At 73.0% G+C, this 24,613-nt stretch carries 41 protein-coding genes; 36 read left to right on the forward strand and 5 right to left on the reverse strand.

Annotated elements, in window-relative coordinates; all coding sequences use genetic code 11:
* Positions 1–12 precede the first annotated feature (12 nt).
* The 32 genes from rplC to truA all read left to right on the forward strand — a co-directional run bounded on the left by rplC (position 13) and on the right by truA (position 18,563).
* The gene (rplC, locus tag CHB98_RS00850; RefSeq protein WP_089303725.1) at positions 13–678 is read left to right on the forward strand and encodes a 50S ribosomal protein L3; all 666 of its coding nucleotides are present in this window, start codon (positions 13–15) and stop codon (positions 676–678) included.
* Entirely contained in the window at positions 675–1,637 is a 963-nt protein-coding gene (rplD, locus tag CHB98_RS00855) for a 50S ribosomal protein L4 (RefSeq protein WP_089303726.1), read from the forward strand. Before rplC ends, rplD begins: the two co-directional genes overlap by 4 nt.
* A complete protein-coding gene (rplW, locus tag CHB98_RS00860; protein WP_089303727.1) occupies positions 1,634–1,936 on the forward strand; it encodes a 50S ribosomal protein L23 in 303 nt (100 codons plus the stop codon). Before rplD ends, rplW begins: the two co-directional genes overlap by 4 nt.
* Positions 1,937–1,979: 43 nt before the next feature.
* Positions 1,980–2,813, forward strand: a complete 834-nt coding sequence (gene rplB, locus CHB98_RS00865) for a 50S ribosomal protein L2 (RefSeq protein WP_089303728.1) — start codon at positions 1,980–1,982, stop codon at positions 2,811–2,813.
* Between the two features lie 23 nt (positions 2,814–2,836).
* Positions 2,837–3,118: a 30S ribosomal protein S19 gene (gene rpsS / locus CHB98_RS00870; RefSeq protein ID WP_012950478.1), complete on the forward strand. Its 282-nt coding sequence runs from the start codon at positions 2,837–2,839 to the stop codon at positions 3,116–3,118.
* Between the two features lie 20 nt (positions 3,119–3,138).
* Positions 3,139–3,603, forward strand: a complete 465-nt coding sequence (gene rplV, locus CHB98_RS00875) for a 50S ribosomal protein L22 (protein WP_089303729.1) — start codon at positions 3,139–3,141, stop codon at positions 3,601–3,603.
* Complete coding sequence (rpsC, locus tag CHB98_RS00880; RefSeq protein ID WP_089303730.1) at positions 3,603–4,523, forward strand: 30S ribosomal protein S3; 921 nt, start codon at positions 3,603–3,605, stop codon at positions 4,521–4,523. Before rplV ends, rpsC begins: the two co-directional genes overlap by 1 nt.
* 3 nt (positions 4,524–4,526) lie before the next feature.
* Positions 4,527–4,943, forward strand: a complete 417-nt coding sequence (rplP, locus tag CHB98_RS00885; protein ID WP_089303731.1) for a 50S ribosomal protein L16 — start codon at positions 4,527–4,529, stop codon at positions 4,941–4,943.
* Positions 4,943–5,176 (forward strand): 50S ribosomal protein L29, encoded by a 234-nt coding sequence (gene rpmC / locus CHB98_RS00890; protein ID WP_089303732.1) that lies wholly within the window; start codon positions 4,943–4,945, stop codon positions 5,174–5,176. The genes rplP and rpmC overlap by 1 nt, the downstream gene beginning before the upstream one ends.
* Positions 5,173–5,484: a 30S ribosomal protein S17 gene (gene rpsQ, locus CHB98_RS00895; protein WP_342743992.1), complete on the forward strand. Its 312-nt coding sequence runs from the start codon at positions 5,173–5,175 to the stop codon at positions 5,482–5,484. The genes rpmC and rpsQ overlap by 4 nt, the downstream gene beginning before the upstream one ends.
* A 225-nt stretch (positions 5,485–5,709) precedes the next feature.
* Positions 5,710–6,078, forward strand: a complete 369-nt coding sequence (gene rplN, locus CHB98_RS00900; protein WP_012950472.1) for a 50S ribosomal protein L14 — start codon at positions 5,710–5,712, stop codon at positions 6,076–6,078.
* A 2-nt stretch (positions 6,079–6,080) separates the two neighbouring features.
* Positions 6,081–6,446, forward strand: coding sequence for a 50S ribosomal protein L24 (rplX, locus tag CHB98_RS00905; RefSeq protein WP_425432501.1), 366 nt, complete (start codon positions 6,081–6,083; stop codon positions 6,444–6,446).
* A gap of 14 nt (positions 6,447–6,460) precedes the next feature.
* Complete coding sequence (gene rplE, locus CHB98_RS00910) at positions 6,461–7,051, forward strand: 50S ribosomal protein L5 (protein WP_425432502.1); 591 nt, start codon at positions 6,461–6,463, stop codon at positions 7,049–7,051.
* A 21-nt stretch (positions 7,052–7,072) separates the two neighbouring features.
* Positions 7,073–7,258: a type Z 30S ribosomal protein S14 gene (locus CHB98_RS00915; RefSeq protein ID WP_012950469.1), complete on the forward strand. Its 186-nt coding sequence runs from the start codon at positions 7,073–7,075 to the stop codon at positions 7,256–7,258.
* Positions 7,259–7,426: 168 nt separating this feature from the next.
* Positions 7,427–7,831, forward strand: a complete 405-nt coding sequence (gene rpsH / locus CHB98_RS00920) for a 30S ribosomal protein S8 (protein ID WP_425432503.1) — start codon at positions 7,427–7,429, stop codon at positions 7,829–7,831.
* A 12-nt stretch (positions 7,832–7,843) separates the two neighbouring features.
* On the forward strand, positions 7,844–8,383 hold the full coding sequence (rplF, locus tag CHB98_RS00925) for a 50S ribosomal protein L6 (RefSeq protein WP_089303735.1): 540 nt from the start codon (positions 7,844–7,846) through the stop codon (positions 8,381–8,383).
* Positions 8,384–8,412: 29 nt separating this feature from the next.
* Positions 8,413–8,793, forward strand: a complete 381-nt coding sequence (gene rplR, locus CHB98_RS00930) for a 50S ribosomal protein L18 (protein WP_218822204.1) — start codon at positions 8,413–8,415, stop codon at positions 8,791–8,793.
* 52 nt (positions 8,794–8,845) lie between these two features.
* Complete coding sequence (rpsE, locus tag CHB98_RS00935) at positions 8,846–9,460, forward strand: 30S ribosomal protein S5 (protein ID WP_089303736.1); 615 nt, start codon at positions 8,846–8,848, stop codon at positions 9,458–9,460.
* A gap of 1 nt (position 9,461) precedes the next feature.
* On the forward strand, positions 9,462–9,641 hold the full coding sequence (gene rpmD / locus CHB98_RS00940; RefSeq protein ID WP_089303737.1) for a 50S ribosomal protein L30: 180 nt from the start codon (positions 9,462–9,464) through the stop codon (positions 9,639–9,641).
* A 13-nt stretch (positions 9,642–9,654) separates the two neighbouring features.
* Positions 9,655–10,098, forward strand: a complete 444-nt coding sequence (gene rplO / locus CHB98_RS00945) for a 50S ribosomal protein L15 (protein ID WP_089303738.1) — start codon at positions 9,655–9,657, stop codon at positions 10,096–10,098.
* Between the two features lie 113 nt (positions 10,099–10,211).
* On the forward strand, positions 10,212–11,522 hold the full coding sequence (gene secY, locus CHB98_RS00950) for a preprotein translocase subunit SecY (protein ID WP_089303739.1): 1,311 nt from the start codon (positions 10,212–10,214) through the stop codon (positions 11,520–11,522).
* A gap of 8 nt (positions 11,523–11,530) precedes the next feature.
* The gene (locus tag CHB98_RS00955; RefSeq protein WP_425432504.1) at positions 11,531–12,136 is read left to right on the forward strand and encodes an adenylate kinase; all 606 of its coding nucleotides are present in this window, start codon (positions 11,531–11,533) and stop codon (positions 12,134–12,136) included.
* 15 nt (positions 12,137–12,151) lie between these two features.
* Positions 12,152–13,012 (forward strand): type I methionyl aminopeptidase, encoded by an 861-nt coding sequence (map, locus tag CHB98_RS00960; RefSeq protein ID WP_245820839.1) that lies wholly within the window; start codon positions 12,152–12,154, stop codon positions 13,010–13,012.
* A 325-nt stretch (positions 13,013–13,337) separates the two neighbouring features.
* A complete protein-coding gene (gene infA / locus CHB98_RS00965) occupies positions 13,338–13,559 on the forward strand; it encodes a translation initiation factor IF-1 (RefSeq protein ID WP_012950459.1) in 222 nt (73 codons plus the stop codon).
* Positions 13,560–13,620: 61 nt separating this feature from the next.
* Complete coding sequence (gene rpmJ, locus CHB98_RS00970; RefSeq protein WP_012950458.1) at positions 13,621–13,734, forward strand: 50S ribosomal protein L36; 114 nt, start codon at positions 13,621–13,623, stop codon at positions 13,732–13,734.
* A gap of 15 nt (positions 13,735–13,749) precedes the next feature.
* On the forward strand, positions 13,750–14,130 hold the full coding sequence (rpsM, locus tag CHB98_RS00975) for a 30S ribosomal protein S13 (protein ID WP_089303741.1): 381 nt from the start codon (positions 13,750–13,752) through the stop codon (positions 14,128–14,130).
* A 95-nt stretch (positions 14,131–14,225) separates the two neighbouring features.
* Positions 14,226–14,633: a 30S ribosomal protein S11 gene (gene rpsK, locus CHB98_RS00980; protein ID WP_012950456.1), complete on the forward strand. Its 408-nt coding sequence runs from the start codon at positions 14,226–14,228 to the stop codon at positions 14,631–14,633.
* A gap of 35 nt (positions 14,634–14,668) precedes the next feature.
* On the forward strand, positions 14,669–15,295 hold the full coding sequence (gene rpsD / locus CHB98_RS00985) for a 30S ribosomal protein S4 (protein ID WP_089303742.1): 627 nt from the start codon (positions 14,669–14,671) through the stop codon (positions 15,293–15,295).
* Positions 15,296–15,411: 116 nt separating this feature from the next.
* Positions 15,412–16,488, forward strand: coding sequence for a DNA-directed RNA polymerase subunit alpha (locus CHB98_RS00990; RefSeq protein ID WP_089303743.1), 1,077 nt, complete (start codon positions 15,412–15,414; stop codon positions 16,486–16,488).
* Between the two features lie 158 nt (positions 16,489–16,646).
* Positions 16,647–17,303 carry a 50S ribosomal protein L17 gene (rplQ, locus tag CHB98_RS22850; protein ID WP_089303744.1) on the forward strand — a complete coding sequence of 219 codons (657 nt, stop codon included), beginning with the start codon at positions 16,647–16,649 and terminating at the stop codon, positions 17,301–17,303.
* A complete protein-coding gene (locus CHB98_RS01000) occupies positions 17,300–17,683 on the forward strand; it encodes a hypothetical protein (protein WP_089303745.1) in 384 nt (127 codons plus the stop codon). The genes rplQ and CHB98_RS01000 overlap by 4 nt, the downstream gene beginning before the upstream one ends.
* Positions 17,684–17,786: 103 nt before the next feature.
* Positions 17,787–18,563, forward strand: coding sequence for a tRNA pseudouridine(38-40) synthase TruA (truA, locus tag CHB98_RS01005; RefSeq protein WP_245820901.1), 777 nt, complete (start codon positions 17,787–17,789; stop codon positions 18,561–18,563).
* Positions 18,564–18,569: 6 nt separating this feature from the next.
* On the opposite strand, the gene CHB98_RS01010 is transcribed toward truA, so the two are convergent.
* Entirely contained in the window at positions 18,570–19,229 is a 660-nt protein-coding gene (locus tag CHB98_RS01010; protein ID WP_089303746.1) for an SDR family oxidoreductase, read from the reverse strand.
* A 10-nt stretch (positions 19,230–19,239) separates the two neighbouring features.
* A complete protein-coding gene (gene mobA / locus CHB98_RS01015; protein ID WP_089303747.1) occupies positions 19,240–19,845 on the reverse strand; it encodes a molybdenum cofactor guanylyltransferase in 606 nt (201 codons plus the stop codon).
* Positions 19,846–19,886: 41 nt separating this feature from the next.
* On the opposite strand from mobA, the gene fdhD reads away from it, so the two are divergent.
* On the forward strand, positions 19,887–20,780 hold the full coding sequence (gene fdhD / locus CHB98_RS01020) for a formate dehydrogenase accessory sulfurtransferase FdhD (protein WP_245820840.1): 894 nt from the start codon (positions 19,887–19,889) through the stop codon (positions 20,778–20,780).
* Here the strand turns inward: fdhD and CHB98_RS01025 are convergent.
* From CHB98_RS01025 to moeA, 3 genes are all read right to left on the reverse strand, one after another.
* Positions 20,777–21,268 (reverse strand): MogA/MoaB family molybdenum cofactor biosynthesis protein, encoded by a 492-nt coding sequence (locus CHB98_RS01025; RefSeq protein ID WP_089303748.1) that lies wholly within the window; start codon positions 21,266–21,268, stop codon positions 20,777–20,779. The two genes, fdhD and CHB98_RS01025, sit on opposite strands and share 4 nt — an antisense overlap.
* Positions 21,265–21,735, reverse strand: coding sequence for a cyclic pyranopterin monophosphate synthase MoaC (gene moaC / locus CHB98_RS01030; protein WP_089303749.1), 471 nt, complete (start codon positions 21,733–21,735; stop codon positions 21,265–21,267). The genes CHB98_RS01025 and moaC overlap by 4 nt, the downstream gene beginning before the upstream one ends.
* An 82-nt stretch (positions 21,736–21,817) precedes the next feature.
* Positions 21,818–23,011 (reverse strand): molybdopterin molybdotransferase MoeA, encoded by a 1,194-nt coding sequence (moeA, locus tag CHB98_RS01035; RefSeq protein WP_089303750.1) that lies wholly within the window; start codon positions 23,009–23,011, stop codon positions 21,818–21,820.
* Between the two features lie 99 nt (positions 23,012–23,110).
* On the opposite strand from moeA, the gene CHB98_RS01040 reads away from it, so the two are divergent.
* From CHB98_RS01040 to rpsI, 3 genes are all read left to right on the forward strand, one after another.
* Positions 23,111–23,605 (forward strand): beta-class carbonic anhydrase, encoded by a 495-nt coding sequence (locus CHB98_RS01040; protein WP_218822205.1) that lies wholly within the window; start codon positions 23,111–23,113, stop codon positions 23,603–23,605.
* Between the two features lie 146 nt (positions 23,606–23,751).
* On the forward strand, positions 23,752–24,195 hold the full coding sequence (gene rplM, locus CHB98_RS01045) for a 50S ribosomal protein L13 (RefSeq protein ID WP_089303751.1): 444 nt from the start codon (positions 23,752–23,754) through the stop codon (positions 24,193–24,195).
* A complete protein-coding gene (rpsI, locus tag CHB98_RS01050) occupies positions 24,192–24,611 on the forward strand; it encodes a 30S ribosomal protein S9 (RefSeq protein ID WP_089303752.1) in 420 nt (139 codons plus the stop codon). The genes rplM and rpsI overlap by 4 nt, the downstream gene beginning before the upstream one ends.
* Positions 24,612–24,613 lie beyond the last annotated feature (2 nt).

Below are 24,613 nucleotides of genomic sequence, written 5' to 3' on the forward strand. Positions count from 1 at the left end.
CAGTCAGCAGACATGGCGAGCACATTCCGCGGACTCCTCGGGGAGAAGCTGGGCATGACCCAGGTCTTCGACGAGAACAACCGCATCGTGCCGGTGACCGTCGTCAAGGCGGGCCCGTGTGTGGTGACCCAGGTGCGCACCCCCGAGGTGGACGGCTACTCCGCCGTCCAGCTCGGCTTCGGCGAGATCGACCCGCGCAAGGTGAACAGGCCCGAGGGCGGGCACTTCGCCAAGGCCGGCGTCACGCCGCGGCGGCACCTGGTGGAGCTGCGCACGAAGGACGCGTCGGAGTACACGGTCGGCCAGGAGCTGACCGCCGAGGTCTTCGACGGCGTGGCCCGGGTCGACGTCATCGGCACCAGCAAGGGCAAGGGCACCGCCGGTGTCATGAAGCGCCACGGGTTCAAGGGCCTGGGCGCCGCGCACGGCACCCAGCGCAAGCACCGGTCGCCCGGGTCCATCGGCGGGGCCTCGACCCCCGGCCGCGTCTTCAAGGGCCTGCGCATGGCCGGCCGCATGGGCGCGGTCAAGACCACCACCCTGTCGCTGACCGTCCACAAGGTGGACGCCGAGCGCGGGCTGCTGTTGATCAAGGGCGCCATCCCCGGCCCGAAGGGCGGCCTCGTGCTCGTCCGATCGGCCGTCAAGGGCGGCCCCGTGGGGAGTGAGGACCAGTGAGCACGTCCGTCCAGGGCGGGGCGACCCGGGACCGGAGCGACCGCCAGGTCGACGTCCGGACCCCGGCGGGGTCGAGCACCGGCAGCGTGACGCTGCCCGGCGAGATCTTCGACGCGTCGGCCAACGTCTCCCTCATGCACCAGGTCGTGGTGGCCCAGCTGGCCGCCGCGCGCCAGGGCACGCACTCGACCAAGACCCGCGGCCAGGTCAGCGGCGGTGGCGCCAAGCCCTACCGCCAGAAGGGCACCGGCCGGGCCCGCCAGGGCTCGACCCGCGCGCCGCAGTTCGAGGGCGGTGGCATCGTCCACGGCCCCCAGCCGCGCGACTACTCGCAGCGGACCCCGAAGAAGATGAAGGCCGCCGCCCTGCGCGGGGCCCTGTCCGACCGGGCCCGCGAGGACCGCGTGCACGTGGTGAGCACCTTCGTCGACGGGGACGCCCCGAGGACCCGGGCCGCGCTGGCGACGCTGCAGTCGATCACCCAGGCCAAGCGGGTGCTCGTGGTCCTCGACCGCGACGACGTCCTCAACTGGGTGAGCCTGCGCAACCTGCCGCAGGTCCACCTGCTGGAGGCCGGCCAGCTCAACACCTACGACGTGCTGGTCGCCGACGAGGTCGTGTTCACCGAGACCGCGCTGGCCGAGTTCGTCGCCGGCACGGGCCGTGGCCGCGAGCTCGTCCAGCCCGACCTGACGACGCCGGACATCCCCGGCTCCGTCCCCTCCATCGCGCCCGCCGAGGGTGCCGGCACCGTCGACACCCCGACCGGTGCCGGCGCGGCCGACGGGTCCACGGCGGCCCAGCCGGCCGCGGTCGACCCCGCGGACCCGGCCCCGGCCGACGCGGTGCAGGCGGCGAAGACCCCGGCGGCGGCGGCCGAGGCCGCCAACGCCGGGCCGGACGCCACCGCGCCGACCGAGGACGGCACCACCGACGCGAGCACCGAGGAGAAGGCATGAGCGTCCGCGACCCCCGGGACGTCCTGGTGTCCCCGGTCATCTCCGAGAAGAGCTACGGGCTGCTCGACGAGAACCAGTACACCTTCGTCGTGCTGCCCGAGGCCAACAAGACGCAGATCAAGATCGCGGTCGAGCAGGTCTTCAACGTGAAGGTCCTCGGCGTGAACACCATCAACCGCCAGGGTAAGCGCAAGCGGAGCAAGGGCAACAAGCTCGGCAAGCGCAAGGACACCAAGCGGGCCATCGTCTCGCTGGCCCCCGGCGACCGCATCGAGATCTTCGGTGGTCCCGGCGCCTGAGCGCCGGTGACCGTCCGGACCAGAGACAGAGGGACCGAGAGCAATGCCCATCCGCAAGTACAAGCCGACGACGCCGGGCCGCCGCGGCTCCAGCGTCGCCGACTTCGCCGAGGTCACCCGCGACCACCCCGAGAAGTCGCTGGTCCGGCCGCTGCACGGCCGCGGCGGGCGCAACGTGCACGGGAAGGTCACCGCGCGGCACCAGGGCGGCGGGCACAAGCGTGCCTACCGCCTGATCGACTTCCGCCGGGCCGACAAGGACGGCGTGCCGGCGAAGGTCGCGCACATCGAGTACGACCCGAACCGCACCTCGCGCATCGCGCTGCTGCACTTCGCCGATGGCGAGAAGCGCTACATCCTCGCGCCGGCCCGGCTGCGGCAGGGCGACACCGTGGAGTGCGGCCCCACGGCCGACATCAAGCCCGGCAACAACCTGCCGCTGCGCAACATCCCGGTCGGCACGGTCGTGCACGCCATCGAGCTGCGGCCCGGCGGCGGCGCGAAGATCGCCCGGTCCGCGGGCACCAGCGTCCAGCTGGTCGCCCGAGAGGGCCGGCTCGCGCAGCTGCGCATGCCGTCCGGGGAGATCCGCAACGTCGACGTCCGCTGCCGCGCGACCGTCGGCGAGGTGGGCAACGCCGAGCAGTCGAACATCAACTGGGGCAAGGCCGGCCGCATGCGCTGGAAGGGCAAGCGCCCGACCGTCCGCGGTGTCGCGATGAACCCGGTGGACCACCCGCACGGCGGTGGTGAGGGCAAGACCTCCGGTGGGCGGCACCCGGTGAACCCGAAGGGCAAGCCGGAGGGCCGCACGCGCAAGCGCAAGGCCAGTGACGCCCTGATCGTGCGCCGCCGGCGCACCAACAAGAAGCGCTGAGCGGGTAGAGGAGTCCGACAGACATGCCACGCAGCCTGAAGAAGGGCCCGTTCGTCGACGACCACCTGCTCAAGAAGGTGGACGCGCAGAACGACAAGGGCACCAAGAACGTCATCCGGACCTGGTCGCGTCGTTCCACGATCATCCCGGACATGCTCGGCCACACGATCGCCGTCCACGACGGCCGCAAGCACGTCCCGGTCTTCGTGACCGAGGCGATGGTCGGGCACAAGCTCGGCGAGTTCGCACCCACGCGCACCTTCCGTGGGCACGTGAAGGACGACCGCCGGTCCCGGCGCGGCTGACCAGGTAGAGAGAGACACCCATGACATCCCAGCTGGGAGAGGAGACGCCGGTCGCCCGGGCCACCGCCCGCTTCGTCCGCGTCACCCCCATGAAGGCACGCCGGGTGGTGGACCTCGTCCGCTACCTGCCGACCGAGGAGGCCCTGGCCCTGCTGCGCTACGCGCCGCAGGCCGCCAGCGAGCCGGTCCTCAAGGTGGTCGCCAGCGCGGTCGCCAACGCCGAGCACAACCTGCGGCTCGACCCCGCCGCGCTGGTCGTCAGCGCGGCGTACGTCGACGAGGGCCCGACGCTCAAGCGGATCCGCCCGCGGGCGCAGGGCCGGGCCTACCGCATCAACAAGCGGACCTGCCACATCACCGTCGAGGTCGCGGAGGTCTCCTCCAGCACCGACCTCGCCGGCAAGTCGCGCACGGCCCGTCGCCGCACCGGACAGTCCGGCCCGGCCAGCCAGCAGCAGGGCAACACGAGGGGAGGGACCCGCTAGTGGGTCAGAAGGTCAACCCGCACGGGTTCCGGCTGGGCATCACCACCGACTACAAGTCCCGGTGGTACGCCGACAAGCTCTACAAGGACTACGTCAAGGAAGACGTCGCGATCCGCAAGCTCATGTCCAAGGGCATGGAGCGGGCCGGCATCTCCAAGGTGGAGATCGAGCGCACCCGTGACCGGGTCCGCGTCGACATCCACACCGCCCGGCCGGGCATCGTCATCGGCCGCCGCGGCGCGGAGGCCGACCGGATCCGCGGCGAGCTGGAGAAGCTCACCGGCAAGCAGGTGCAGCTGAACATCCTCGAGGTGAAGAACCCCGAGTCCGACGCCCAGCTGGTCGCCCAGGGCGTGGCCGAGCAGCTGTCCAGCCGGGTGAGCTTCCGGCGGGCCATGCGCAAGGCCATGCAGTCGGCCCAGCGCAGCCCGCAGGTCAAGGGCATCCGGGTGCAGTGCTCCGGTCGCCTGGGCGGCACCGAGATGAGCCGGTCGGAGTTCTACCGCGAGGGCCGGGTGCCGCTGCACACCCTCCGGGCGAACATCGACTACGGCATCTACGAGGCCCGGACCACCTTCGGCCGCATCGGCGTCAAGGTCTGGATCTACAAGGGCGACGTCAGCGGCTCGCGTGCCGAGCGGGAGGCCCTCGAGGCCCTCGCCGCGCGCCAGCAGCGCCGCGAGCGGGCCCAGCGCCCGCAGCGGCGGTCCGGCTCGTCGGGCACCACCGCCGGCGGGACCGAGGCCGGCCGGGCGGCCGCCGAGACGCCGTCGACCGGCCCGGCCGCCGACAGCACCCCGGTGCAGACCTCCGGTGAGGCCGCGCCCGAGCAGACCGTCGCCGAGGCCGCCGGCCCCGAGGCCACCGCGGCCGCGGAGACGGCAGCCACCGAGAACACCCCGTCCGAGCAGGGGAGCTGACCGATGCTGATCCCACGGCGCGTCAAGCACCGCAAGCAGCACCACCCGAGCCGCTCCGGCCAGGCCAAGGGCGGCACCGAGATCAACTTCGGTGACTACGCCATCCAGGCCCTGGAGCCGGCGTACGTCACCAACCGGCAGATCGAGTCCGCCCGTATCGCCATGACCCGCCACATCCGCCGTGGCGGGAAGGTCTGGATCTCCATCTACCCGGACCGCCCGCTCACCAAGAAGCCGGCCGAGACCCGCATGGGCTCGGGCAAGGGCTCGCCGGAGTGGTGGGTCGCCAACGTCAAGCCCGGCCGGATCATGTTCGAGCTGTCCGGCGTGGCCGAGCCGGTGGCCCGCGAGGCCATGCGCCGCGCGATCCACAAGCTGCCGATGAAGTGCCGCTTCATCACCCGTGAAGGAGAGGTGTGATGGCCGCCGGCCTGACCGCTCCCGAGCTGCGTGAGCTCTCCGCCGAGGACCTCGCCACGCGGCTGCGCGAGTCGAAGGAAGAGCTGTTCAACCTGCGGTTCCAGGTGGCCACCGGCCAGCTGGACAACAACCGGCGGCTGCAGACCGTGCGCCGCGACATCGCGCGGATCTACACGATCATGCGCGAGCGCGAGCTCGGCCTGTCGGCTGCCCCGAACGAGGGTGTGGCATGAGCGAGAGCCAGTCGGCGACCGCCAACGAGGCGATCGCCACCGGTCCCGGCCTGGCCGGCCGTGGCTACCGCAAGGTCCGCGAGGGTCTGGTGGTCAGCGACAAGATGGACAAGACCATCGTCGTCGAGGTCGAGGACCGCGTGAAGCACGGCCTCTACGGCAAGGTCATCCGCCGGACCAGCAAGCTGAAGGCCCACGACGAGCAGCAGGTCGCCGGCATCGGTGACCGGGTGCAGATCATGGAGACCCGGCCGACGTCGGCCACCAAGCGGTGGCGGCTGGTCGAGGTCCTGGAGAAGGCCAAGTAGTCCCCTCCGGGGGCCCTCCGCGGTCCCCGGAGGAGCCGCCCTGCGGGGTGGCTCCGGGGGCGAGTATCCTGGACCACTGGCGCGCTCGGCACCACTGCGCGCCCATCCCGGTGACCGTGCTCGGACGCACCGGCGGCTGCGCCGCCGGTGCGTCCGCACGTGGGCACCGGACAGCCGGTTCACCGTTCCGGTCCGGCTGTCACACCCACAGATCAGGAGTAGGACGTGATCCAGCAGGAGTCGCGACTGCGGGTCGCCGACAACACCGGTGCGAAGGAGATCCTCTGCATCCGGGTGCTCGGCGGCTCCGGGCGACGCTACGCCGGCATCGGTGACGTCATCGTCGCCACCGTCAAGGACGCGCTGCCGGGCGCAGGGGTCAAGCGGGGCGACGTGGTCAAGGCCGTCGTCGTCCGCACGGTCAAGGAGCGCCGTCGTCCCGACGGTTCCTACATCCGCTTCGACGAGAACGCCGCCGTGATCATCCGCGACAGCGGCGACCCGCGCGGAACGCGCATCTTCGGCCCGGTCGGCCGGGAGCTCCGCGACAAGCGCTTCATGCGGATCATCTCGCTCGCCCCGGAGGTGCTGTGACCATGGCGACCAACAAGAAGCAGGCTGCCCACTCGAAGGCCAAGGCGCCGTCGATGAAGGTGAAGAAGGGCGACACGGTCGTCGTGCTCGCCGGCCGGGACAAGGGCGCCCGGGGCCGGGTCATCGCGGCCTACCCGGAGCGGCAGAAGGTCCTCGTCGAGGGCGTGGGCCGGGTCAAGAAGCACACCCGGATCAGCTCCAACCAGCGCGGTGCCCAGTCGGGCGGGATCGTCACGCAGGAGGCGCCGATCCACGTCAGCAACGTGATGGTGCTCGACTCCGAGGACAAGCCGACCCGGGTCGGCTACCGCAAGGACGAGGAAGGCCGCAGCATCCGGGTCTCGCGGCGCACCGGTAAGGACCTCTGATCCCCATGTCGTCGATGACCGAGAGCGCACCCACCCGCGAGCTGCCCCGCATGCTCGCCCGCTACCGCGACGAGATCCTGCCCGCGCTGCAGGCCGAGTTCGGCTACGAGAACGTCATGCAGATCCCGCGGCTGACCAAGATCGTCGTCAACATGGGCGTCGGCGAGGCCACCCGCGACGCCAAGCTGATGGACGGCGCGGTCCGCGACCTCACCGCCATCACCGGGCAGAAGCCGGCCGTCGTCCGGGCGCGCAAGTCCATCGCCCAGTTCAAGCTGCGCGAGGGCATGCCGATCGGCGCGAAGGTCACCCTGCGCGGTGACCGCATGTGGGAGTTCCTGGACCGGCTGCTGAGCCTGGCCCTGCCCCGCATCCGCGACTTCCGCGGCCTGTCGGCCAAGCAGTTCGACGGCCACGGCAATTACACGTTCGGCCTGACCGAGCAGTCGATGTTCCGCGAGATCGACGTGGACAAGATCGACCGTCCGCGCGGCATGGACATCACGCTGGTCACCACCGCCACGAACGACGAGGAGGGTCGCGAGCTCCTCCGCCTGCTGGGCTTCCCGTTCGCCGGCCAGCCCGTCGTCACCACCACCCGCTGAGCCGGGGGAGGAGACACCCAGATGGCCAAGAAGGCGCTGATCAACAAGGCGGCCCGCAAGCCGAAGTTCGCGGTCCGCGGCTACACCCGGTGCCAGCGGTGCGGCCGCCCGCACTCGGTCTTCCGCAAGTTCGGCCTGTGCCGGATCTGCCTGCGGGAGATGGCGCACGCCGGCGAGCTGCCCGGCGTGAGCAAGAGCTCCTGGTGAAGGACCCGGCTGCCCCCCACGACGCGCTCCGCGCGCCGCGGGTCCTGCAGCCGGGCCGTTCCAGCAAGTCACCTACCGCGCACCACTGATCACCGAGAGGCCGCGCCCGACGGCACCGAGCCGTACGGCGAGAGGAACCGCGGTGAGAGAGGCACGACACCCATGACGATGACCGACCCGATCGCGGACATGCTGACGCGGATCCGGAACGCCAACCAGGCGTACCACGACTCCACGACCATGCCGTCGTCCAAGCTGAAGACGCACATCGCCGAGATCCTCCAGCAGGAGGGCTACATCGCCGGCTGGACCGTCAACGAGGTCGACAAGGACGGCACCACCTTCAAGGAGCTGGTGGTGGACCTCAAGTACGGCCCCAACCGTGAGCGGAGCATCGCCGGCGTCCGGCGCGTCTCCAAGCCCGGCCTGCGGGTGTACGCCAAGTCCACCGCGCTGCCGAAGGTGCTGGGCGGCCTCGGGGTGGCGATCATCTCGACCTCCACCGGTCTGCTGACCGACCGCCAGGCGAACAAGAAGGGCGTGGGTGGGGAAGTCCTCGCCTACGTCTGGTGAGGAGCGAGTGACATGTCGCGGATCGGACGACTGCCGATTCCCGTGCCCGGGGGCGTGGACGTCTCCATCGACGGCCAGACGCTGAGCGTCAAGGGTCCCAAGGGCACGCTGAGCCACACCGTCGCCTCGCCGATCACCGTCGAGCGCGGCGAGGACGGCACGCTGCAGGTGCAGCGGCCGGACGACGAGCGGGAGAGCCGGGCCCTGCACGGGCTGTCGCGCACGCTCATCGCCAACATGATCACCGGCGTCACCGAGGGGTACACCAAGACCCTCGAGATCGTCGGTGTCGGGTACCGCGTGCAGGCCCGCGGGTCGGACCTCGAGTTCGCCCTGGGCTTCAGCCACCCGGTGCCGGTGAGGGCCCCCGAGGGCATCACCTTCACCGTCGAGTCCCCGACCCGCCTGCGGGTCACCGGGATCGACAAGCAGCTGGTGGGCCAGGTGTCGGCCAACATCCGCGGTCTGCGCCGCCCGGACCCCTACAAGGGCAAGGGCGTTCGCTACCAGGGTGAGGTCGTCAAGCGCAAGGTCGGGAAGACGGGTAAGTGATGGCACGGACCGACAAGAGTGTCGCTCGGGTGCACAAGCCCGTGGGCACCGACATCAGCACCGCGCGGCGGGTCTCCCGCCTGCGCCGGCACACCCGGCTGCGCAAGCGGGTGGCCGGTACCCCGGAGCGTCCGCGCCTGGTGGTCAAGCGCAGCTCGCGGCACATCCACGTCCAGGTCGTCGACGACACCGTCGGCCGTACCCTGGTCAGTGCCTCGACGCTGGACGCGAGCCTGCGCACCGCCGAAGGGGACAAGTCCACGCTGGCCCGCCGGGTCGGCTCCCTGGTCGCCGAGCGCGCCCGGGCCGCCGGCATCACCGCGGTCGTCTTCGACCGGGGCGGTAACCGCTACCAGGGCCGCATCGCGGCGCTGGCCGACGGCGCCCGCGAGGGCGGGCTGGACTTCTGATGGGCGCCGAGCAGCGCCGACACGACACGATGCAGATCGAGAGGGACGTCTGATGCCAGGACCACAGCGACGCGGCGGCGGCGCCGGCGGCGGGAACGACCGCCGCGACCGTCGTGACGGCGGGCGGGGCCCCGGCGGCGCGCCTGCCGAGAAGAGCACCTTCATCGAGCGCGTGGTGGCCATCAACCGCGTGTCCAAGGTCGTCAAGGGCGGTCGGCGCTTCAGCTTCACCGCGCTGGTGATCGTGGGCGACGGCGACGGCACCGTGGGCGTCGGGTACGGCAAGGCCAAGGAGGTGCCCGCGGCGATCGCCAAGGGCGTCGAGGAGGCCAAGAAGCACTTCTACAAGGTGCCGCGCATCGCCAGCACCATCCCGCACCCCGTGCAGGGTGAGGCGGCGGCCGGCGTCGTGCTGCTCAAGCCGGCCAGCCCCGGTACCGGTGTCATCGCCGGTGGCCCGGTGCGTGCCGTGCTGGAGTGCGCCGGCATCCACGACGTGCTCTCCAAGAGCCTCGGGTCGTCCAACCCGATCAACATCGTGCACGCCACCATGCAGGCGCTGCGGGACCTCGTCCGTCCCGAGGAGATCGCGGCCCGCCGCGGCCTGCCCCTCGAGGACGTCGCCCCGGCCGCCATGCTGCGGGCGCGGGCGGGTCAGGGGGTCTGAGATGGCGCAGCTGAAGGTCACCCAGGTCCGGTCGGCGATCGGCTCGAAGCCCAACCAGCGCCAGACGCTGCGCTCGCTGGGCCTCAAGCGGATCAACGACTCGGTCCTCCAGGAGGACCGTCCCGAGATCCGCGGGATGGTCGCGACGGTGCCGCACCTGGTCGCCGTCGAAGAAGTCTGAGCGAGGACACCCGATGACTCTCAAGGTCCACCACCTGCGTCCGGCCCCCGGCGCCCACACCCGCAAGACCCGCGTGGGTCGCGGTGAGGGCTCCAAGGGCAAGACGGCCGGTCGCGGCACCAAGGGCACCGGCGCGCGGGGCACCACCTCCGCACGCTTCGAGGGCGGGCAGACGCCGCTGCACATGCGGCTGCCCAAGCTCTCGGGCTTCAAGAACCGCAACAAGGTCGTCTTCCAGGTCGTCAACCTCGGCCGGATCGCGTCCCTGTTCCCCCAGGGCGGCTCGGTCGACCCGGACTCCCTGGCCGCTGCCGGCGCCGTGCGGCGCGGGCACCCGGTGAAGGTCCTGGGCACCGGCGACCTGGGCGGGGTCCAGGTGCACGTGCACGCGCACGCCTTCTCCGCGTCGGCCGCCGAGAAGATCGGCGCCGCCGGGGGCAGCACCAGCCGCCTCTGACACGCCGACGACCCCGGGGCGCCCACGGCGCCCCGGGGTCGTCCGCTGTCCGGCCCTCGCACGGCCCCGCCGTGCTCGTTGCTAATCTCATCCGACCGAGCAGGGGAGGGCACGTGCTGCAGGCGTTCGCCGCGGCGTTCCGGACGCCAGACCTCCGGCGCAAGCTGCTGTTCTCCCTGGCGATCATCGCCGTCTACCGCCTGGGGGCGGCGATCCCCGGCCCCGGCGTCTCGGTCGAGGCCATCAACAGCTGCCTCGAGCAGGCCCAGGCCTCCGACCAGCGGGACCTGTACTCGCTGGTCAACCTGTTCTCCGGCGGCGCGCTGCTGCGGCTGAGCGTCTTCGCGCTCGGGATCATGCCCTACATCACGGCGAGCATCATCGTGCAGCTGCTGGTGGTCGTGATCCCGCGCTTCGAGCAGCTGAAGAAGGAAGGGCAGTCGGGTCAGGCCAAGCTGACCCAGTACACCCGCTACCTGACGATCGCCCTCGCCGTCCTGCAGAGCACCGGCATCATCGCCCTGGCCCGCAGCGGCCAGCTGTTCCCCGGCTGCCCGCAGGACATCATCCCGTCCAACTCCGTCTGGACGACGATCGTCCTGGTGATCGCCCTGACCGCCGGCACCGCGGTGATCATGTGGCTCGGCGAGCTGCTGACCGAGAAGGGCATCGGCAACGGCATGTCCGTGCTGATCTTCACCTCGATCGCGGCCCGCATCCCCGCCGAGGGCGGCGCCATCCTGCAGACCCGCGGCGGCATCGTCTTCGCGCTGGTCTGCCTGCTGGCCCTGCTGATCATCGGCGCGGTCGTCTACGTCGAGCAGGCACAGCGGCGCATCCCGGTCCAGTACGCCAAGCGGATGGTCGGCCGCCGCATGTACGGCGGGACGTCGACCTACCTGCCGCTGAAGGTCAACCAGGCCGGTGTCATCCCGGTCATCTTCGCCTCCTCGCTGCTCTACCTGCCGCAGTTGCTCACCCAGCTGCAGGGCAACGAGACCGGTCCGGTGCGGCAGTTCTTCGAGAACTACGTCATCGACCAGAGCAGCCCGGTGCACGTCGCCCTGTACTTCGGGCTGATCGTGTTCTTCACCTACTTCTACGTGTCGATCACGTTCAACCCGGAGGAGCGGGCCGAGGACATGAAGCGCTACGGCGGCTTCATCCCGGGCATCCGCCCCGGCCGGCCCACCGCGGAGTACCTGCAGTACGTGCTGTCCCGGATCACCCTGCCCGGGTCGCTCTACCTCGGCATCGTGGCCGTACTGCCCAACTTCTTCCTGTCGGTCACGCAGGAGGGGCAGAACCAGAACTTCCCGTTCGGTGGCACCGCGGTGCTGATCATGGTCGGAGTGGGGTTGGAGACGGTGAAGCAGATCGAGACACAGCTGAACCAGCGCAACTACGAAGGGTTCCTGAAGTAGTGCGCGTCGTGCTGCTGGGCCCCCCGGGAGCGGGCAAGGGGACCCAGGCGCAGGTCATCGCCGGCCAGCTCGGCGTCCCGGCCATCTCGACCGGTGACATCTTCCGCGCCAACGTGAGCGGGGAGACCGAGCTGGGCCTGCAGGCCAAGAGCTACATGGACGCCGGGGACCTCGTGCCCGACGAGATCACCGTGGCCATGGTCAAGACCCGGCTCGCCGAGACAGACGCCAAGGGCGGCTTCCTGCTCGACGGCTTCCCGCGGACCATCGCGCAGGCCGAGCAGCTCAAGGAGTCCCTGCACGAGCTCGGGGACGCCCTGGACTGCGTGCTGGAGCTGGTGGTGGACGAGGACGAGCTGGTCCGCCGGCTCTCCGGCCGCCGGACGCTGGTCGACGGCCAGTGGGTGCAGCGCTCCGACGACGAGCCGGAGACCGTGCGACACCGGCTGCAGGTCTACCGGGAACAGACCGCCCCGCTGTCGGGTTGGTACGAGGCCGAGGGGCTGCTCTCGCGCATCGACGCCATCGGCGCGGTCGAGGAGGTCACCCAGCGGGCACTGGACGCGCTGGAGGCCTGCCGCGGCACGCGGTCCGACGGGCCGGGCGCGGGCTGAGGACAGGCGGCCCGGATGACGGCCGCGCGGATCCTCGACCGGATCCCGCTGCTGGCGAAGTGGAGTGGACGGATGATCCAGATCAAGACGCCGCAGGAGCTCGAGCTCATGCGGGCAGCCGGGCTCGTCGTGGCCGGGGCCATCGCCGCCGTCCGCGCGGCCGTGCGGCCGGGGGTGACCACCGGTGAGCTGGACGCCATCGCCGAGGACCACATCCGCAGCGCCGGCGCGGTGCCGTCGTTCCTCGGGTACCACGGGTTCACCGGCAGCATCTGCGCGTCCATCAACGACGAGATCGTGCACGGCATCCCCGGCCCGGACCGCGCGCTCGCCGAGGGCGACAACATCTCCATCGACTGCGGCGCCATCCTCCGCGGCTGGCACGGCGACTCGGCGGTCACCGTCACCGTCGGGCCCCCGTCGGCGGAGGACGCCGCGCTCATGGACGTCACCGAGCGGTCGATGTGGGCCGGGCTGGCGCACGCCCTGGCCGGCGGGCGGCTGACCGACATCAGCCACGCCGTGGAGCAGACGATCACCGCCGAGCAGCACCCGTACGGGATCGTGGACCACTACGGCGGGCACGGCATCGGCACCGAGATGCACCAGGACCCGCACGTGCTGAACTACGGCCGGCCCGGCCGCGGGCCCCGGCTGGTGCCGGGTCTGGCGCTGGCCATCGAGCCGATGGTGACCGTGGGGGACCCGGCGACCGTCGAGCTGGAGGACGGCTGGACCGTCGTCACCAAGGACGGGTCGCGGGCGGCCCACTTCGAGCACAGCGTCGCCATCACGCCCGAGGGCCCGTGGGTGCTCACGGCCGAGGACGGCGGCGTCGCGGGGCTCGCCCCCTTCGGGATCACCCCCCGCCACTGACGGAGGACCCCTCCGCCCCCCGCCACTCGCAGGCTCGCGGCGGGACCCTGCGGAGGGGCCGGCCCGACACCGCGCCGGGCCGGCGGCGTGCTCCTGCCGGGGCCGTCCGTGTGACGGAGGCCGGGTTGGAGGGCCCCGTCGCAGCGGGGTACAGTGGCCGACGGCGCTTGCGCCGCTCTGCTGTCGTGCTGTGGCCGTACGACCCGGAGCGCCCTCGCGGGAGCGCCTGCACCACCGTTCCGCACACCACCGAGCACGCCCGCCGGGTCCCGGCGTGGGCGCGTGAGGACACCAGCACCACCGAGTCAGGGAGGCCGTGTAGGGCATGGCGAAGAAGGACGGGGCCATCGAGGTCGAGGGTCGCGTCGTCGAGCCGCTGCCCAACGCGATGTTCCGGGTCGAGCTGCAGAACGGGCACCGGGTGCTCGCCCACATCAGCGGCAAGATGCGGCAGCACTACATCCGCATCCTGCCCGAGGACCGCGTGGTCGTGGAGCTGTCGCCCTACGACCTCACCCGCGGTCGCATCGTCTACCGGTACAAGTGATCGCCGGCCCGTCCCGCGCGGGCGGCCGGCCTACGAGCATGAGGAATGAGGGGCGGCACCGGTGAAGGTCCAGCCGTCGGTGAAGAAGATCTGCGACAAGTGCAAGGTGATCCGCCGGCACGGCCGGGTCATGGTCATCTGCGACAACGCCCGCCACAAGCAGCGGCAGGGCTGAGGGAGTACCTGAGACATGGCACGACTGGCCGGCGTCGACCTGCCCCGCGAGAAGCGGATGGAGATCGCGCTCACCTACATCTACGGCATCGGCAAGGCCCACGCCAAGGAGACCCTGGCCGCGACGGGTGTCAGCCCCGACCTGCGTGCCCGGGACCTCTCCGACGAGGACCTGCTGAAGCTGCGCGACTACATCGACGAGCACTTCCGCGTCGAGGGTGACCTGCGCCGCGAGGTGGCCGCCGACATCCGCCGCAAGGTGGAGATCGGCTGCTACCAGGGCCTGCGGCACCGCCGCGGCCTGCCGGTGCACGGGCAGCGCACCCGCACCAATGCGCGCTCGAGCAAGGGCCCGCGCAAGACCATCGCCGGCAAGAAGAAGGCCGGCAAGAAGTAGCCGCGCCGCGCGCCGTCGCACGACCCGTGAGGGCGGGGGCGACGGCGCGCCCGCGTGCTGTACCTGGCCACTGAACCGAAGGAATCCGGAGAGACATGCCTCCCAGGGCTCGCGCCGCGGCTGGTGCCAAGAAGGTCCGCCGCAAGGAGAAGAAGAACGTCGCCCACGGCGCCGCGCACATCAAGAGCACGTTCAACAACACGATCGTGTCGATCACCGACCCCACCGGCAACGTGATCAGCTGGGCCTCCGCCGGCCACGTCGGCTTCAAGGGCTCGCGCAAGTCCACGCCGTTCGCCGCGCAGATGGCCGCTGAGAACGCGGCCCGCAAGGCGCAGGAGCACGGCATGCGCAAGGTCGACGTCTTCGTCAAGGGCCCCGGCTCCGGCCGTGAGACGGCCATCCGGTCGCTGCAGGCCACCGGCCTCGAGGTCGGCCAGATCCAGGACGTGACCCCGCAGCCGCACAACGGCTGCCGCCCCAAGAAGCGCCGCCGGGTCTGACCGGCCACTGACGAGACTGACGAGGAGTACCTGACGTGGCCCGTTACACCGGAGCCGACTGCCGCATGTGCCGGCGCGAGAAGATGAAGCTGTTCCTCAAGGGCAGCAAGTGCGAGTCCCCGAAGTGCCCGATCGAGATCCGGCCGTACCCGCCGGGCGAGCACGGCCGGGGCCGCAGCAAGGACAGCGAGTACCTCCTGCAGCTCCGCGAGAAGCAGAAGGCCCGCCGCATCTACGGCGTCCTGGAGAAGCAGTTCCGCGGCTACTACGAAGAGGCGAACAAGAAGTCGGGCAAGACCGGTGAGGTCCTGCTGCAGATCCTCGAGTCGCGCCTGGACAACGTGGTCTACCGGGCCGGGTTCGCCGAGTCCCGCGACATGGCCCGCCAGCTGGTGCGCCACGGCCACATCCGGGTCAACGGCCGCAAGGTCGACATCCCGTCCTACCGGGTCAGCGCCAGCGACATCATCGAGGTCGCCGAGAAGTCCCGGCGGATGCTGCCGTTCGAGATCGCCCAGGCCCGCGCCGGCGAGCGCCCGGTACCGCCGTGGCTGGAGGTCATCAGCAGCCAGCTGCGCGTGCTGGTCCACAGCGTCCCGGCGCGCCAGGTCATCGACACCCCGGTCCAGGAGCAGCTGATCGTCGAGCTCTACTCCAAGTAGCAGCTCGCGCACCGCAGTACCGGCTCCGGCGGGCGGACAGATGCCCGCCGGAGCCAGCACCACCCCCTCACGGCGTCATATGGCGGTCGCCGGAGGACCACGAGGAGAACAGCACCATGCTCATCGCCCAGCGCCCCACCCTCACCGAGGAGACCCTCACCGAGTCCCGCTCGCGGTTCGTCATCGAGCCGCTGGAGCCCGGTTTCGGCTACACCCTCGGCAACTCCCTGCGCCGCACCCTCCTGTCGTCGATCCCCGGTGCCGCGGTCACCAGCATCCGGATCGAGGGCACCCTGCACGAGTTCACCACCGTGCCGGGGGTCAAGGAGGACGTCACCGAGATCATCCTCAACCTCAAGGGCCTGGTCGTCAGCTCCGACGCCGACGAGCCGGTGACCATGTACCTGCGCAAGCAGGGCCCCGGTGAGGTGACCGCCGCCGACATCGCGCCCCCCGCCGGTGTCGAGGTGCACAACCCGGACCTCCACATCGCCACGCTCAACGGCAAGGGCCGGCTGGAGGTCGAGCTGGTCGTCGAGCGGGGCCGCGGCTACGTGCCCGCGCCGCAGAACAAGCAGCCGGGCCAGGAGATCGGGCGCATCCCCGTCGACTCGATCTACTCCCCGGTGCTCAAGGTCACCTACGCCGTCGAGGCCACCCGCGTCGAGCAGCGCACCGACTTCGACCGCCTGGTGGTCGACGTCGAGACCAAGCCCTCGATCGCCCCGCGGGACGCGATCGCCAGTGCCGGGTCCACGCTGGTCGAGCTCTTCGGCCTGCTCCGCGAGCTGAACATCGACGCGGAGGGCATCGAGGTCGGCCCGAGCCCGGCCGAGGCCGCCGACATCGCGAACTTCTCGATGCCGATCGAGGACATGGACCTCACCGTCCGGTCCTACAACTGCCTCAAGCGCGAGGGCGTGCACACCGTCGGGGAGCTCGTCACCCGCTCCGAGGCCGACCTGCTGGACATCCGCAACTTCGGGGCCAAGTCCATCGACGAGGTCAAGATGAAGCTGGCGGCCATGGGCCTGGCGCTCAAGGACAGCCCGCCCGGGTTCATCCCCACCTCCGTCGAGAGCTACGACGAGGGCTACGAGACCGACGCCTACCAGGGCCACGGCGAGTTCGCCGCCGGCTACGACCAGGCGCAGTACGACGACGGCTCCTACCAGGAGACCGAGCAGCTCTGAGCGCGGACCGGACGGCGGGTGGACCCGCCGTCCGGCGCCGCCTCCGGGCCCGCCACACTGGCCCGGACGCACCACCCGCGCGCTGCGCGCACCAGTTCGTCAGCACCACCACGGAACGCAGCCGGCACCGCGGCCCGGCAGCCTGAGGAAGGACCGACATGCCCACCCCCACCAAGGGCCCCCGTCTGGGCGGTTCCCCCGCGCACGAGCGGCTGATGCTGGCCAACCTGGCCACCTCGCTGTTCGAGCACGGGCGGATCACCACCACCGAGACGAAGGCCAAGCGGCTGCGTCCCCTGGCCGAGAAGCTGGTGACCTTCGCCAAGCGCGGTGACCTGCACGCCCGCCGCATGGTGATGACGACCATCCGCGACAAGGACGTCGTCCACACGCTGTTCGCCGAGATCGGTCCGCGGTTCGCCGACCGGCCCGGTGGCTACACGCGCATCACCAAGGTGGGGCCGCGCAAGGGCGACAACGCCCCCATGGCCGTCATCGAGCTCGTCGAGGGCCGGACCGTGGCCCAGCAGGCCGTCGGCGAGGCCGAGCGGGCGCGCGGCACCCGGTTCGCCGGTGCCACCGCGGGCGCCGGTGCCGCGGCCGCCTCCGGTGAGGTGACCGCCGACGCGCTGGAGACCGCGGAGGCCCCCGAGGCCGCCGTCGACAGCGCCGCCGGCGACACCCCCGCGGCGGACGCCGGTGCCGTGGACGTGGGTGCCGTGGACCCGCCCGTCGCGACCGAGGGCGCCACCGCGTCCGCCGGGACCGAGACCGAGACCCCGGCGGAGCCCGAGGGCACGGACGGCGCCCGGTGAGCGACCGGGACACCCCCGGCGAGGGCGGCGACGCCGGCGCCTCCGGCGTCACCACCGGCGGCGGCGACCAGGGCGCGACCCTCATGGGGGAGACCACCGGCCCGGGCGGCGACACGTCGCCGGCCGTGACCGCCGACGACGTCGACACCGAGGCCCAGGAGGTCGTCACCGACCTCTACAACCCCGACGGTGACCGGCAGGACGACGGCGCCGTCACCCCGGAGCCGACGGCCGAGAACCTCGCGGTCGTCGACGACCCCCAGCTGTCCCCGGACGTGGCCGCCGCGGCCGCCGCGGAGGTGGAGGCCGCCGAGATGGGCGACGCCGCCACGGCCGGCACGCACGCACCCGGGGGCGAGGCCGCCCCCGACCCGAAGTGAGCCGTCGCTGACCACGACGCCACCCGGTGCCGGGTCCTGCACCGGACGTCCCGACGAGCCCGCCACCGACCCCGGTGGCGGGCTCGTCCGTCTCCGGCTCGCGATCGGCTACGACGGCACGGCCCTGCACGGCTGGGCGCGGCAGCCCGGCCGGCGCACCGTGCAGGGGGAGCTGGAGGCGGCGCTCTCGACCGTGCTGCGCTGCCCGGTGCGGCTCACGGTCGCCGGCCGCACCGACGCCGGCGTGCACGCCACCGGCCAGGTCGCCCACGCCGACCTGCCGCGCGCGGTGTGGGAGCAGCAGCGCGACCGGCTGGTGCGCCGGCTGCGCGGGGTCCTGGCGAACGACGTCGCCGTCCACGCCGTCGGTGAGGCGCCGCCGGACTTCGACGCCCGGTTCGGCGCGCTGCGCCGGCACTACGTCTACCGGCTGAGCGACGCCGACGGCGGCCCGCCGCCACTGCGCCGGGCGGACACGATCGGCTGGCCGCGGCGGCTGGACGCCGACGCGATGGCGGACGCCGCCCGGCGCCTGCTCGGCCTGCACGACTTCGCCGCCTTCTGCCGGCGCCGGGAGGGCGCGACGACGATCCGCACCCTGCTCGCCCTGGACGTGGCGCGGGACGGCGACCTGGTGACCGTGCGGACCTCGGCGGACGCCTTCTGCCACTCGATGGTGCGCAGCCTCGTCGGCGCGCTGACCGCTGTCGGCCAGGGACGGCGTCCGCCCGAGTGGCCGGCGGCGCTGCTGACCGCCACGCAGCGGTCGAGCGAGGTGCCGGTGGTCCCGCCGGGCGGGCTCACGCTGGTGGGTGTCGACTACCCGCCGGACGACGAGCTGGCCGCCCGGGCGGTGGTCACCCGCGGACTGCGGGCCTGACCCGGCTCACAGCCCCGCGACCGCCGCCGCCACCGGGGTGTCCCCGCCGACCAGCTCGACGACCGCGCCCGCCGTCCCGGCGTCGAGCAGCGCGACCAGCACCGCGGCGACGTCGTCCCGCGGCACCTCGCCGTACTCCACGCCGCGGGCCAGGGTGACCCGCCCGGTGCCCGGGGAGTCGGTGAGCCGGCCCGGTCGCAGGACCACCGTGTCCAGCCCCGGCCGGGGCAGGACGGCGTCCTCGGCGGCCAGCTTGGCCTGCAGGTAGACGGCGAACACCGGGTCCACGTCCGGCGGCGCCCCGGAGCGGGCCCGCTCGACGCCCATCGACGACACCAGCAGGTAGCGCCGGACCCCGGCCCGCTCCGCCGCGTCGGCCAGCAGCACCGCCGCCCCCCGGTCCACGGTGTGCTTGCGGGCCTCGCCGCTGCCCGCACCGGCGCCGGCCGCGAAGACGACGGCGTCCGCGCCCGCGACCGCCTCCGCCACCTGCTCGACCGGGGCCTGCTCGAGGTCGAGGACCACCGGCTCGGCACCGTCGGCGCGCAGGTCACCGGTGTGCGCGGGGTTGCGGACGATGCCGACCACCGTGTCCCCGCGGGCGGACAGCAGGCGGGTCAGGCGGCGGGCGACCTGCCCGTGGGCCCCGGCGATGGCGATGCGCACGAACCGGGCCCTACCCCCGCGGGCGGCGCGGAACCCGGCGGGCGGCGGCGGCGCGGGCGCGGGCCAGGTCGGCGGGCGTGTCGCAGTCGGTCCACGGCGCCGGCTGCCCGGGCGCCACCTCGGGGTGCAGCCGGCGGACGGCGAGCGGGGCGAGCACCCGGCGCACCGACGTGGGCCCGTGGACGTCCGCGACCGCCGCGCGCAGCGCCGCCGTGCGCCAGACGCCGAGCAGCAGCTGGTCGCGGTCGGTGTCGTCGACGACGAGCACCCCGTCGCCGGTCAGCCGCTCGCGCAGCGCCCGGACCAGCCCGGCGGTGAGGAACGGCAGGTCGCCGGCGAGCAGCGCCACCACCCCGGTGGGGACGTGCGCCAGGCCGGCCCGCATCGCGGCGACCGGCCCGCCCCGCGGCGGGTCCTCGCGGACCACGACGACGTCGGCCGGCACCGGCTGCGGGGGGCCGACGACGACCCGCGGCGCGGCGTCCGGGACGGCGGCGAGGACGGCGGCGAGGATGCTGCGGCCGCCGACGTCGAGCTGCGGCTTGGCCTGCCCGCCCATCCGGGCCGCGCGGCCGCCGGCGAGGACCACGGCGGCGTAGGGCTCGGGTTCCGGCACACCGCCGACCGTAGGGGCCCGGCGTGGGTACCGTCGCCCCCGTGGGACGAGTGACGAGCAGGACGCCGGTGCTGCGGATCCGCGGCGCGGCGCACAGCACCCGCCCGGACACCGTGGCCGCCGAGGAGCCGCTGGAGATCCGGCTGGGCGGGACGCCGCTGGCGGTCACCATGCGCACGCCCGGCGACGACTTCGACCTGGTGCACGGCTTCCTGGCCACCGAGGCGGTGATCGCGTCGGCCGACGACGTGGCCGGCCTGCGCTACTGCAACTCCGTGGACGCCGAGGGCCGCAACACCTACAACGTGGTCGACGTCGACCTCGCGCCGGGCGTGCAGCCGCCGGACACCGCGCTGGACCGCAACTTCTACACGTCGAGCTCGTGCGGGGTGTGCGGCAAGGCCAGCATCGACGCGATCCGCACGAAGACCCGCCACGACGTGGCCGGCGACGGCCTCCGGGTGCCGCTGGCCACGCTGCTCGCCCTGCCCGACCGGCTGCGGGCGGCCCAGCAGGTGTTCGACAAGACCGGCGGGCTGCACGCGGCCGGCCTGTTCACCGCCGACGGCGAGCTGGTGGCCCTGCGGGAGGACGTCGGCCGGCACAACGCCGTCGACAAGGTGGTCGGGGACGGCGTGCGCGCCGGGCGGCTGCCGCTGGCCGGGCACGTGCTGATGGTGAGCGGGCGGGCCAGCTTCGAGCTGACCCAGAAGGCGGCGATGGCCGGCATCCCGGTGCTGGCCGCGGTCTCGGCGCCGTCGTCGCTGGCCGTCGAGCTGGCCGCCGACGTCGGCATCACGCTGGTCGGCTTCCTGCGCGGCGACGGCTGCAACGTCTACACGTGCACGGAGCGCATCGTGCTGCCGGACGGGGCACAGGAGGCTCGACGCACGTCTGCGGCTCGCGACACGTGGGGAGAGCCTCCTGTGCCCTAGTGGTCGCCGCCGCGGAGCTGGGTGACCACGTGCGGCAGCAGCGGGCCGAGCACGGCCAGGGCGTCGCGCACCCCGCCGGTCGAGCCCGGCAGGTTCACCACCAGCGTGCGCCCGGCGGTGCCGGCCAGCCCCCGGGAGAGCACCGACGTCGGCACCTGCGGCTCGCCGTACCGGCGGACCGCCTCGGCGATGCCCGGCGCCTCGCGCTCCAGCACCCGGCGGGTCGCCTCGGGGGTGACGTCGGTGGGCGACAGCCCGGTGCCGCCGGTGGTGAGGACGACGTCCGCGCCCGACGCCACCGCCTCGCGCAGGACGGTGACGAGCGCGTCGACGTCGTCGGGCCGCACGTGCGGACCCTCGACGGCGAACCCCAGTCCGCGCAGGCCCTCGGCCAGGGCCTGCCCGCTGCGGTCCGCGTAGACCCCGGCGGAGGCGCGGTTGGACGCGGTGACGACGACGGCGCGCGCGTCGCCCGGCAGCTCGCTCACCGGCGCCACTCCCCGCTCTTGCCGCCGGACTTGGCCAGCAGCCGGACGTCGGTGACCGACGCCCGCGGGTCGACGGCCTTGACCATGTCGATGACGGTCAGCCCGGCCACGGCCACGGAGGTGAGCGCCTCCATCTCCACGCCGGTCCGGTCCGCGGTGCGGGCGGTGGCGACGATCTCGACGGCGTCGTCGGCCACCGTCACGTCCACTGTCACCCCGTGCAGGGCGATCGGGTGGCACAGCGGCACCAGGTCCGGCGTGCGCTTGGCCCCGGCGATGCCGGCGATGCGGGCGACGGCGACGGCGTCGCCCTTGGGCACCCCCTCGCCGCGCAGCAACGCAACCACCTCCGGGCTCACCAGCACCCGGCCGGCAGCGGTGGCCTCGCGGGCGGTGACCGGCTTGGCGGAGACGTCGACCATCCGGGCGGCGCCGGCCTCGTCGACGTGCGTGAGCCTGTCGCTCATCGCAGCGCTCCTCCGTTCGTCTCCGGTCCTGCTCCGCTCCCCGCTCGCCGGCGCTCGCTGCGATGCGCACAGGACCGTCGACTCACTGGAGTGCTCCTTCGATCAGCACGACGTCCACCGGGGCCCCGGCGGGCAGCTCGGTGACGTCCTCGGGGACGACGACCAGGCAGTTGGCGCGGGCCAGGTGGGCGACCAGGTGCGAGCCGGGCCCGCCGACCTGGGAGACGGTGCCGGCGTCGTAGCGGCCGCGCAGGAACTGCCGCCGCCCCGCCGGGGAGCGCAGCGGCGCGGTGAGCGTGGCCGGGGCGCGCAGCCGGCCGGGCGCGGCGTGGCCGAGCGCGCGGCGCAGCGCCGGGCGGACGAACACCTCGAAGGAGACGAAGGAGCTCACCGGGTTGCCGGGCAGCGTGACCACCGGGACGCCGTCCACCGTGCCGGCCCCCTGCGGGCCGCCGGGCTGCATGGCCACCTTGACGAACTGCACGGTGCCCAGCTCGGCGAACGCGTCCTTGACCACCTCGTAGGCCCCGGCGCTGACCCCGCCGCTGGTGACCAGCAGGTCGGCGGTCGGCAGCTCGGCGCGCACGGTGGCCAGGAACTCGCCGACGTCGTCGGGGACGAAGTGCAGCCGCCGCGCCGTCCCCCCGGCGTCCTCCACGGCCGCGACCAGCAGCGCGGAGTTCGACTCGTAGATCTGCCCGGGCAGCAGCGGCTCCCCGGGGTCGACCAGCTCGCTGCCGGTGGACAGCACCAGCACCCGCGGGCGGCGGCGCACCCACAGGGTCCGCGCGCCGACGGCGGCGGCCAGGCCCAGCTGGGCGGCGCCGAGCGGGGTGCCGGCGGTCAGCGCGACGGTGCCCGCGGTGATGTCCTCCCCGGCGCGGCGCAGGTGGGTACCGGGGGCGGGGGCGTCGCGGATCTCGACCACGTCGGTGGCGCCGTCGGTCAGCTCGACCGGCACGACGACGTCGGCGCCGTCGGGCAGCGGGGCGCCGGTCATGATCCGCTGCACGGTGCCCGGCTCGAGCGGGCGGACGTCGGTGCGCCCGGCGGGGACGTCGTCGGCGACCGGGAGCCGCACCGGCAGCGCGGCCACCTCGGCCGAACGCGCGGCGTAGCCGTCCATCGCGGAGTTGTCGAAGCCGGGCAGCGACACCTGCGCGGTCACGTCCCGGGCGAGCACCCGGTTGTGCGCGGCCGCCAGCGGGACCTCCTCGTCGTCCAGCGGGGCGAGCAGCCCCGCGACGACCGCCTGGTGTTCCTCGACCGTGCGCACGCGCCCATCCTGACCGATCGGCGGCAGGGGCACGGGGGAGGGCACCCCGGGGCACCGGGTCCGTCGCTAGGGTCGGGCCAGCCGGACGAGGGGGGAGCCGTGGCCGAGCTGGACCGCATGCTGGAGGCGAACGCGCAGTACGCGGCGCAGGCGCCCGGGGGGCTGCCGGCGCCGCCGGCCCGCGCGGTCGCCGTCGTGGCGTGCATGGACGCGCGCATGGACGTGTTCCGCATCCTGGGCCTGCAGCCCGGCGACGCCCACGTCATCCGCAACGCCGGCGGCGTCGTCACCCAGGACACGCTGCGCTCCGTCACCGTCTCCCAGCACGTGCTCGGCACCCGCGAGGTCGTGCTGGTGCACCACACCCGCTGCGGGATGGAGGGGGCCGACGAGGCCGCGCTGCTCGACCGGGTGGAGCAGGCCACCGGCGCGCGGCCGGACTGGCCGGTGCAGGCGTTCGCCGACGTCGAGGAGGACGTCCGGGAGTCCGTCCGGCAGCTGCGCGCCTGCCCGTACCTGCTCTCCCGCGACGTCCGGGGCACCGTCTACGACGTGGACACCGGGCTGCTCCGCGAGGTCGTCGTCCCGGACTGACCGCGGGCCGGAGGCCCCCGCCGGCCGGCTGGTATCGTCGGCCGCTGGTGTGCGGAGCCGGCTGGTGCCCGCGCGCCGGTCCCGTCTCCCGTGCTCGGTGAGGCGATCCACCAGCCGCCCCGACGACGACGGAGGACACGAGCGCCGTGCGCACGTACACCCCCAAGCCCGGCGACATCAGCCGGGCGTGGCACGTCATCGACGCCACCGACGTGGTGCTCGGTCGACTCGCCAGCCAGACCGCGATCCTGCTCCGCGGCAAGCACAAGCCCCAGTACGCCCCGCACGTCGACGTCGGCGACTTCGTCGTCATCGTCAACGCCGGGCAGGTGGCCCTCACCGGCTCCAAGCGGGACGAGAAGATCGCCTACCGCCACTCCGGCTACCCGGGCGGCCTCAAGCGGATCAACGTCGGCGACCAGCTGCGCACCCACCCCGACCGCGTCGTCGAGCGCGCGGTCAAGGGCATGCTCCCGCACAACAGCCTGGGCCGTCAGATGCTCAAGAAGCTGAAGGTGTACGCGGGCCCCGAGCACCCGCACGCCGCCCAGCAGCCCCAGACCTACGAGATCAAGCAGGTGGCCCAGTGACGACCGCCCTCACCGTGACCGACGCCGAGGGGCGTCCGGTGCAGACCGTCGGCCGGCGCAAGGAGGCCATCGTCCGCGTGCGCCTGCTGCCGGGCACCGGCCAGTTCCGGCTCAACGGCCGCACCATCGAGGAGTACTTCCCGAACAAGGTGCACCAGCAGCTCATCCGTGAGCCGTTCGTGACCGTCGAGCGGACCGAGCAGTACGACGTCGTCGGCATCCTCCGGGGTGGCGGCGTCAGCGGCCAGGCCGGCGCGCTGCGCCTGGCGATCGCCCGCGCGCTCATCGCCGTCGAGGCCGACGACCGCCCGGCCCTGAAGAAGGCCGGCTTCCTGACCCGGGACCCCCGCGTCACCGAGCGCAAGAAGTACGGGCTCAAGAAGGCCCGCAAGGCGCCCCAGTACTCGAAGCGCTGACC

It is taken from the genome of Geodermatophilus pulveris (genome assembly GCF_900188375.1).
GTDB classification, from domain to species: domain Bacteria; phylum Actinomycetota; class Actinomycetes; order Mycobacteriales; family Geodermatophilaceae; genus Geodermatophilus; species Geodermatophilus pulveris.

What these genes read in the sequence shown, in the direction of transcription:
- rplC (WP_089303725.1), top strand. Translation starts at nt 13, where the DNA reads ATGGCGAGCACATTCCGCGGACTCCTCGGGGAGAAGCTGGGCATGACC.
- rplW (WP_089303727.1), top strand. Translation starts at nt 1,634, where the DNA reads ATGAGCGTCCGCGACCCCCGGGACGTCCTGGTGTCCCCGGTCATCTCC.
- rplB (WP_089303728.1), top strand. Translation starts at nt 1,980, where the DNA reads ATGCCCATCCGCAAGTACAAGCCGACGACGCCGGGCCGCCGCGGCTCC.
- rpsS (WP_012950478.1), top strand. Translation starts at nt 2,837, where the DNA reads ATGCCACGCAGCCTGAAGAAGGGCCCGTTCGTCGACGACCACCTGCTC.
- rplV (WP_089303729.1), top strand. Translation starts at nt 3,139, where the DNA reads ATGACATCCCAGCTGGGAGAGGAGACGCCGGTCGCCCGGGCCACCGCC.
- rplP (WP_089303731.1), top strand. Translation starts at nt 4,527, where the DNA reads ATGCTGATCCCACGGCGCGTCAAGCACCGCAAGCAGCACCACCCGAGC.
- rpmC (WP_089303732.1), top strand. Translation starts at nt 4,943, where the DNA reads ATGGCCGCCGGCCTGACCGCTCCCGAGCTGCGTGAGCTCTCCGCCGAG.
- rpsQ (WP_342743992.1), top strand. Translation starts at nt 5,173, where the DNA reads ATGAGCGAGAGCCAGTCGGCGACCGCCAACGAGGCGATCGCCACCGGT.
- rplX (WP_425432501.1), top strand. Translation starts at nt 6,081, where the DNA reads ATGGCGACCAACAAGAAGCAGGCTGCCCACTCGAAGGCCAAGGCGCCG.
- rplE (WP_425432502.1), top strand. Translation starts at nt 6,461, where the DNA reads ATGACCGAGAGCGCACCCACCCGCGAGCTGCCCCGCATGCTCGCCCGC.
- CHB98_RS00915 (WP_012950469.1), top strand. Translation starts at nt 7,073, where the DNA reads ATGGCCAAGAAGGCGCTGATCAACAAGGCGGCCCGCAAGCCGAAGTTC.
- rpsH (WP_425432503.1), top strand. Translation starts at nt 7,427, where the DNA reads ATGACCGACCCGATCGCGGACATGCTGACGCGGATCCGGAACGCCAAC.
- rplF (WP_089303735.1), top strand. Translation starts at nt 7,844, where the DNA reads ATGTCGCGGATCGGACGACTGCCGATTCCCGTGCCCGGGGGCGTGGAC.
- rpsE (WP_089303736.1), top strand. Translation starts at nt 8,846, where the DNA reads ATGCCAGGACCACAGCGACGCGGCGGCGGCGCCGGCGGCGGGAACGAC.
- rpmD (WP_089303737.1), top strand. Translation starts at nt 9,462, where the DNA reads ATGGCGCAGCTGAAGGTCACCCAGGTCCGGTCGGCGATCGGCTCGAAG.
- rplO (WP_089303738.1), top strand. Translation starts at nt 9,655, where the DNA reads ATGACTCTCAAGGTCCACCACCTGCGTCCGGCCCCCGGCGCCCACACC.
- map (WP_245820839.1), top strand. Translation starts at nt 12,152, where the DNA reads ATGACGGCCGCGCGGATCCTCGACCGGATCCCGCTGCTGGCGAAGTGG.
- infA (WP_012950459.1), top strand. Translation starts at nt 13,338, where the DNA reads ATGGCGAAGAAGGACGGGGCCATCGAGGTCGAGGGTCGCGTCGTCGAG.
- rpsM (WP_089303741.1), top strand. Translation starts at nt 13,750, where the DNA reads ATGGCACGACTGGCCGGCGTCGACCTGCCCCGCGAGAAGCGGATGGAG.
- rpsK (WP_012950456.1), top strand. Translation starts at nt 14,226, where the DNA reads ATGCCTCCCAGGGCTCGCGCCGCGGCTGGTGCCAAGAAGGTCCGCCGC.
- CHB98_RS00990 (WP_089303743.1), top strand. Translation starts at nt 15,412, where the DNA reads ATGCTCATCGCCCAGCGCCCCACCCTCACCGAGGAGACCCTCACCGAG.
- rplQ (WP_089303744.1), top strand. Translation starts at nt 16,647, where the DNA reads ATGCCCACCCCCACCAAGGGCCCCCGTCTGGGCGGTTCCCCCGCGCAC.
- moaC (WP_089303749.1), bottom strand. Translation starts at nt 21,735, where the DNA reads ATGAGCGACAGGCTCACGCACGTCGACGAGGCCGGCGCCGCCCGGATG.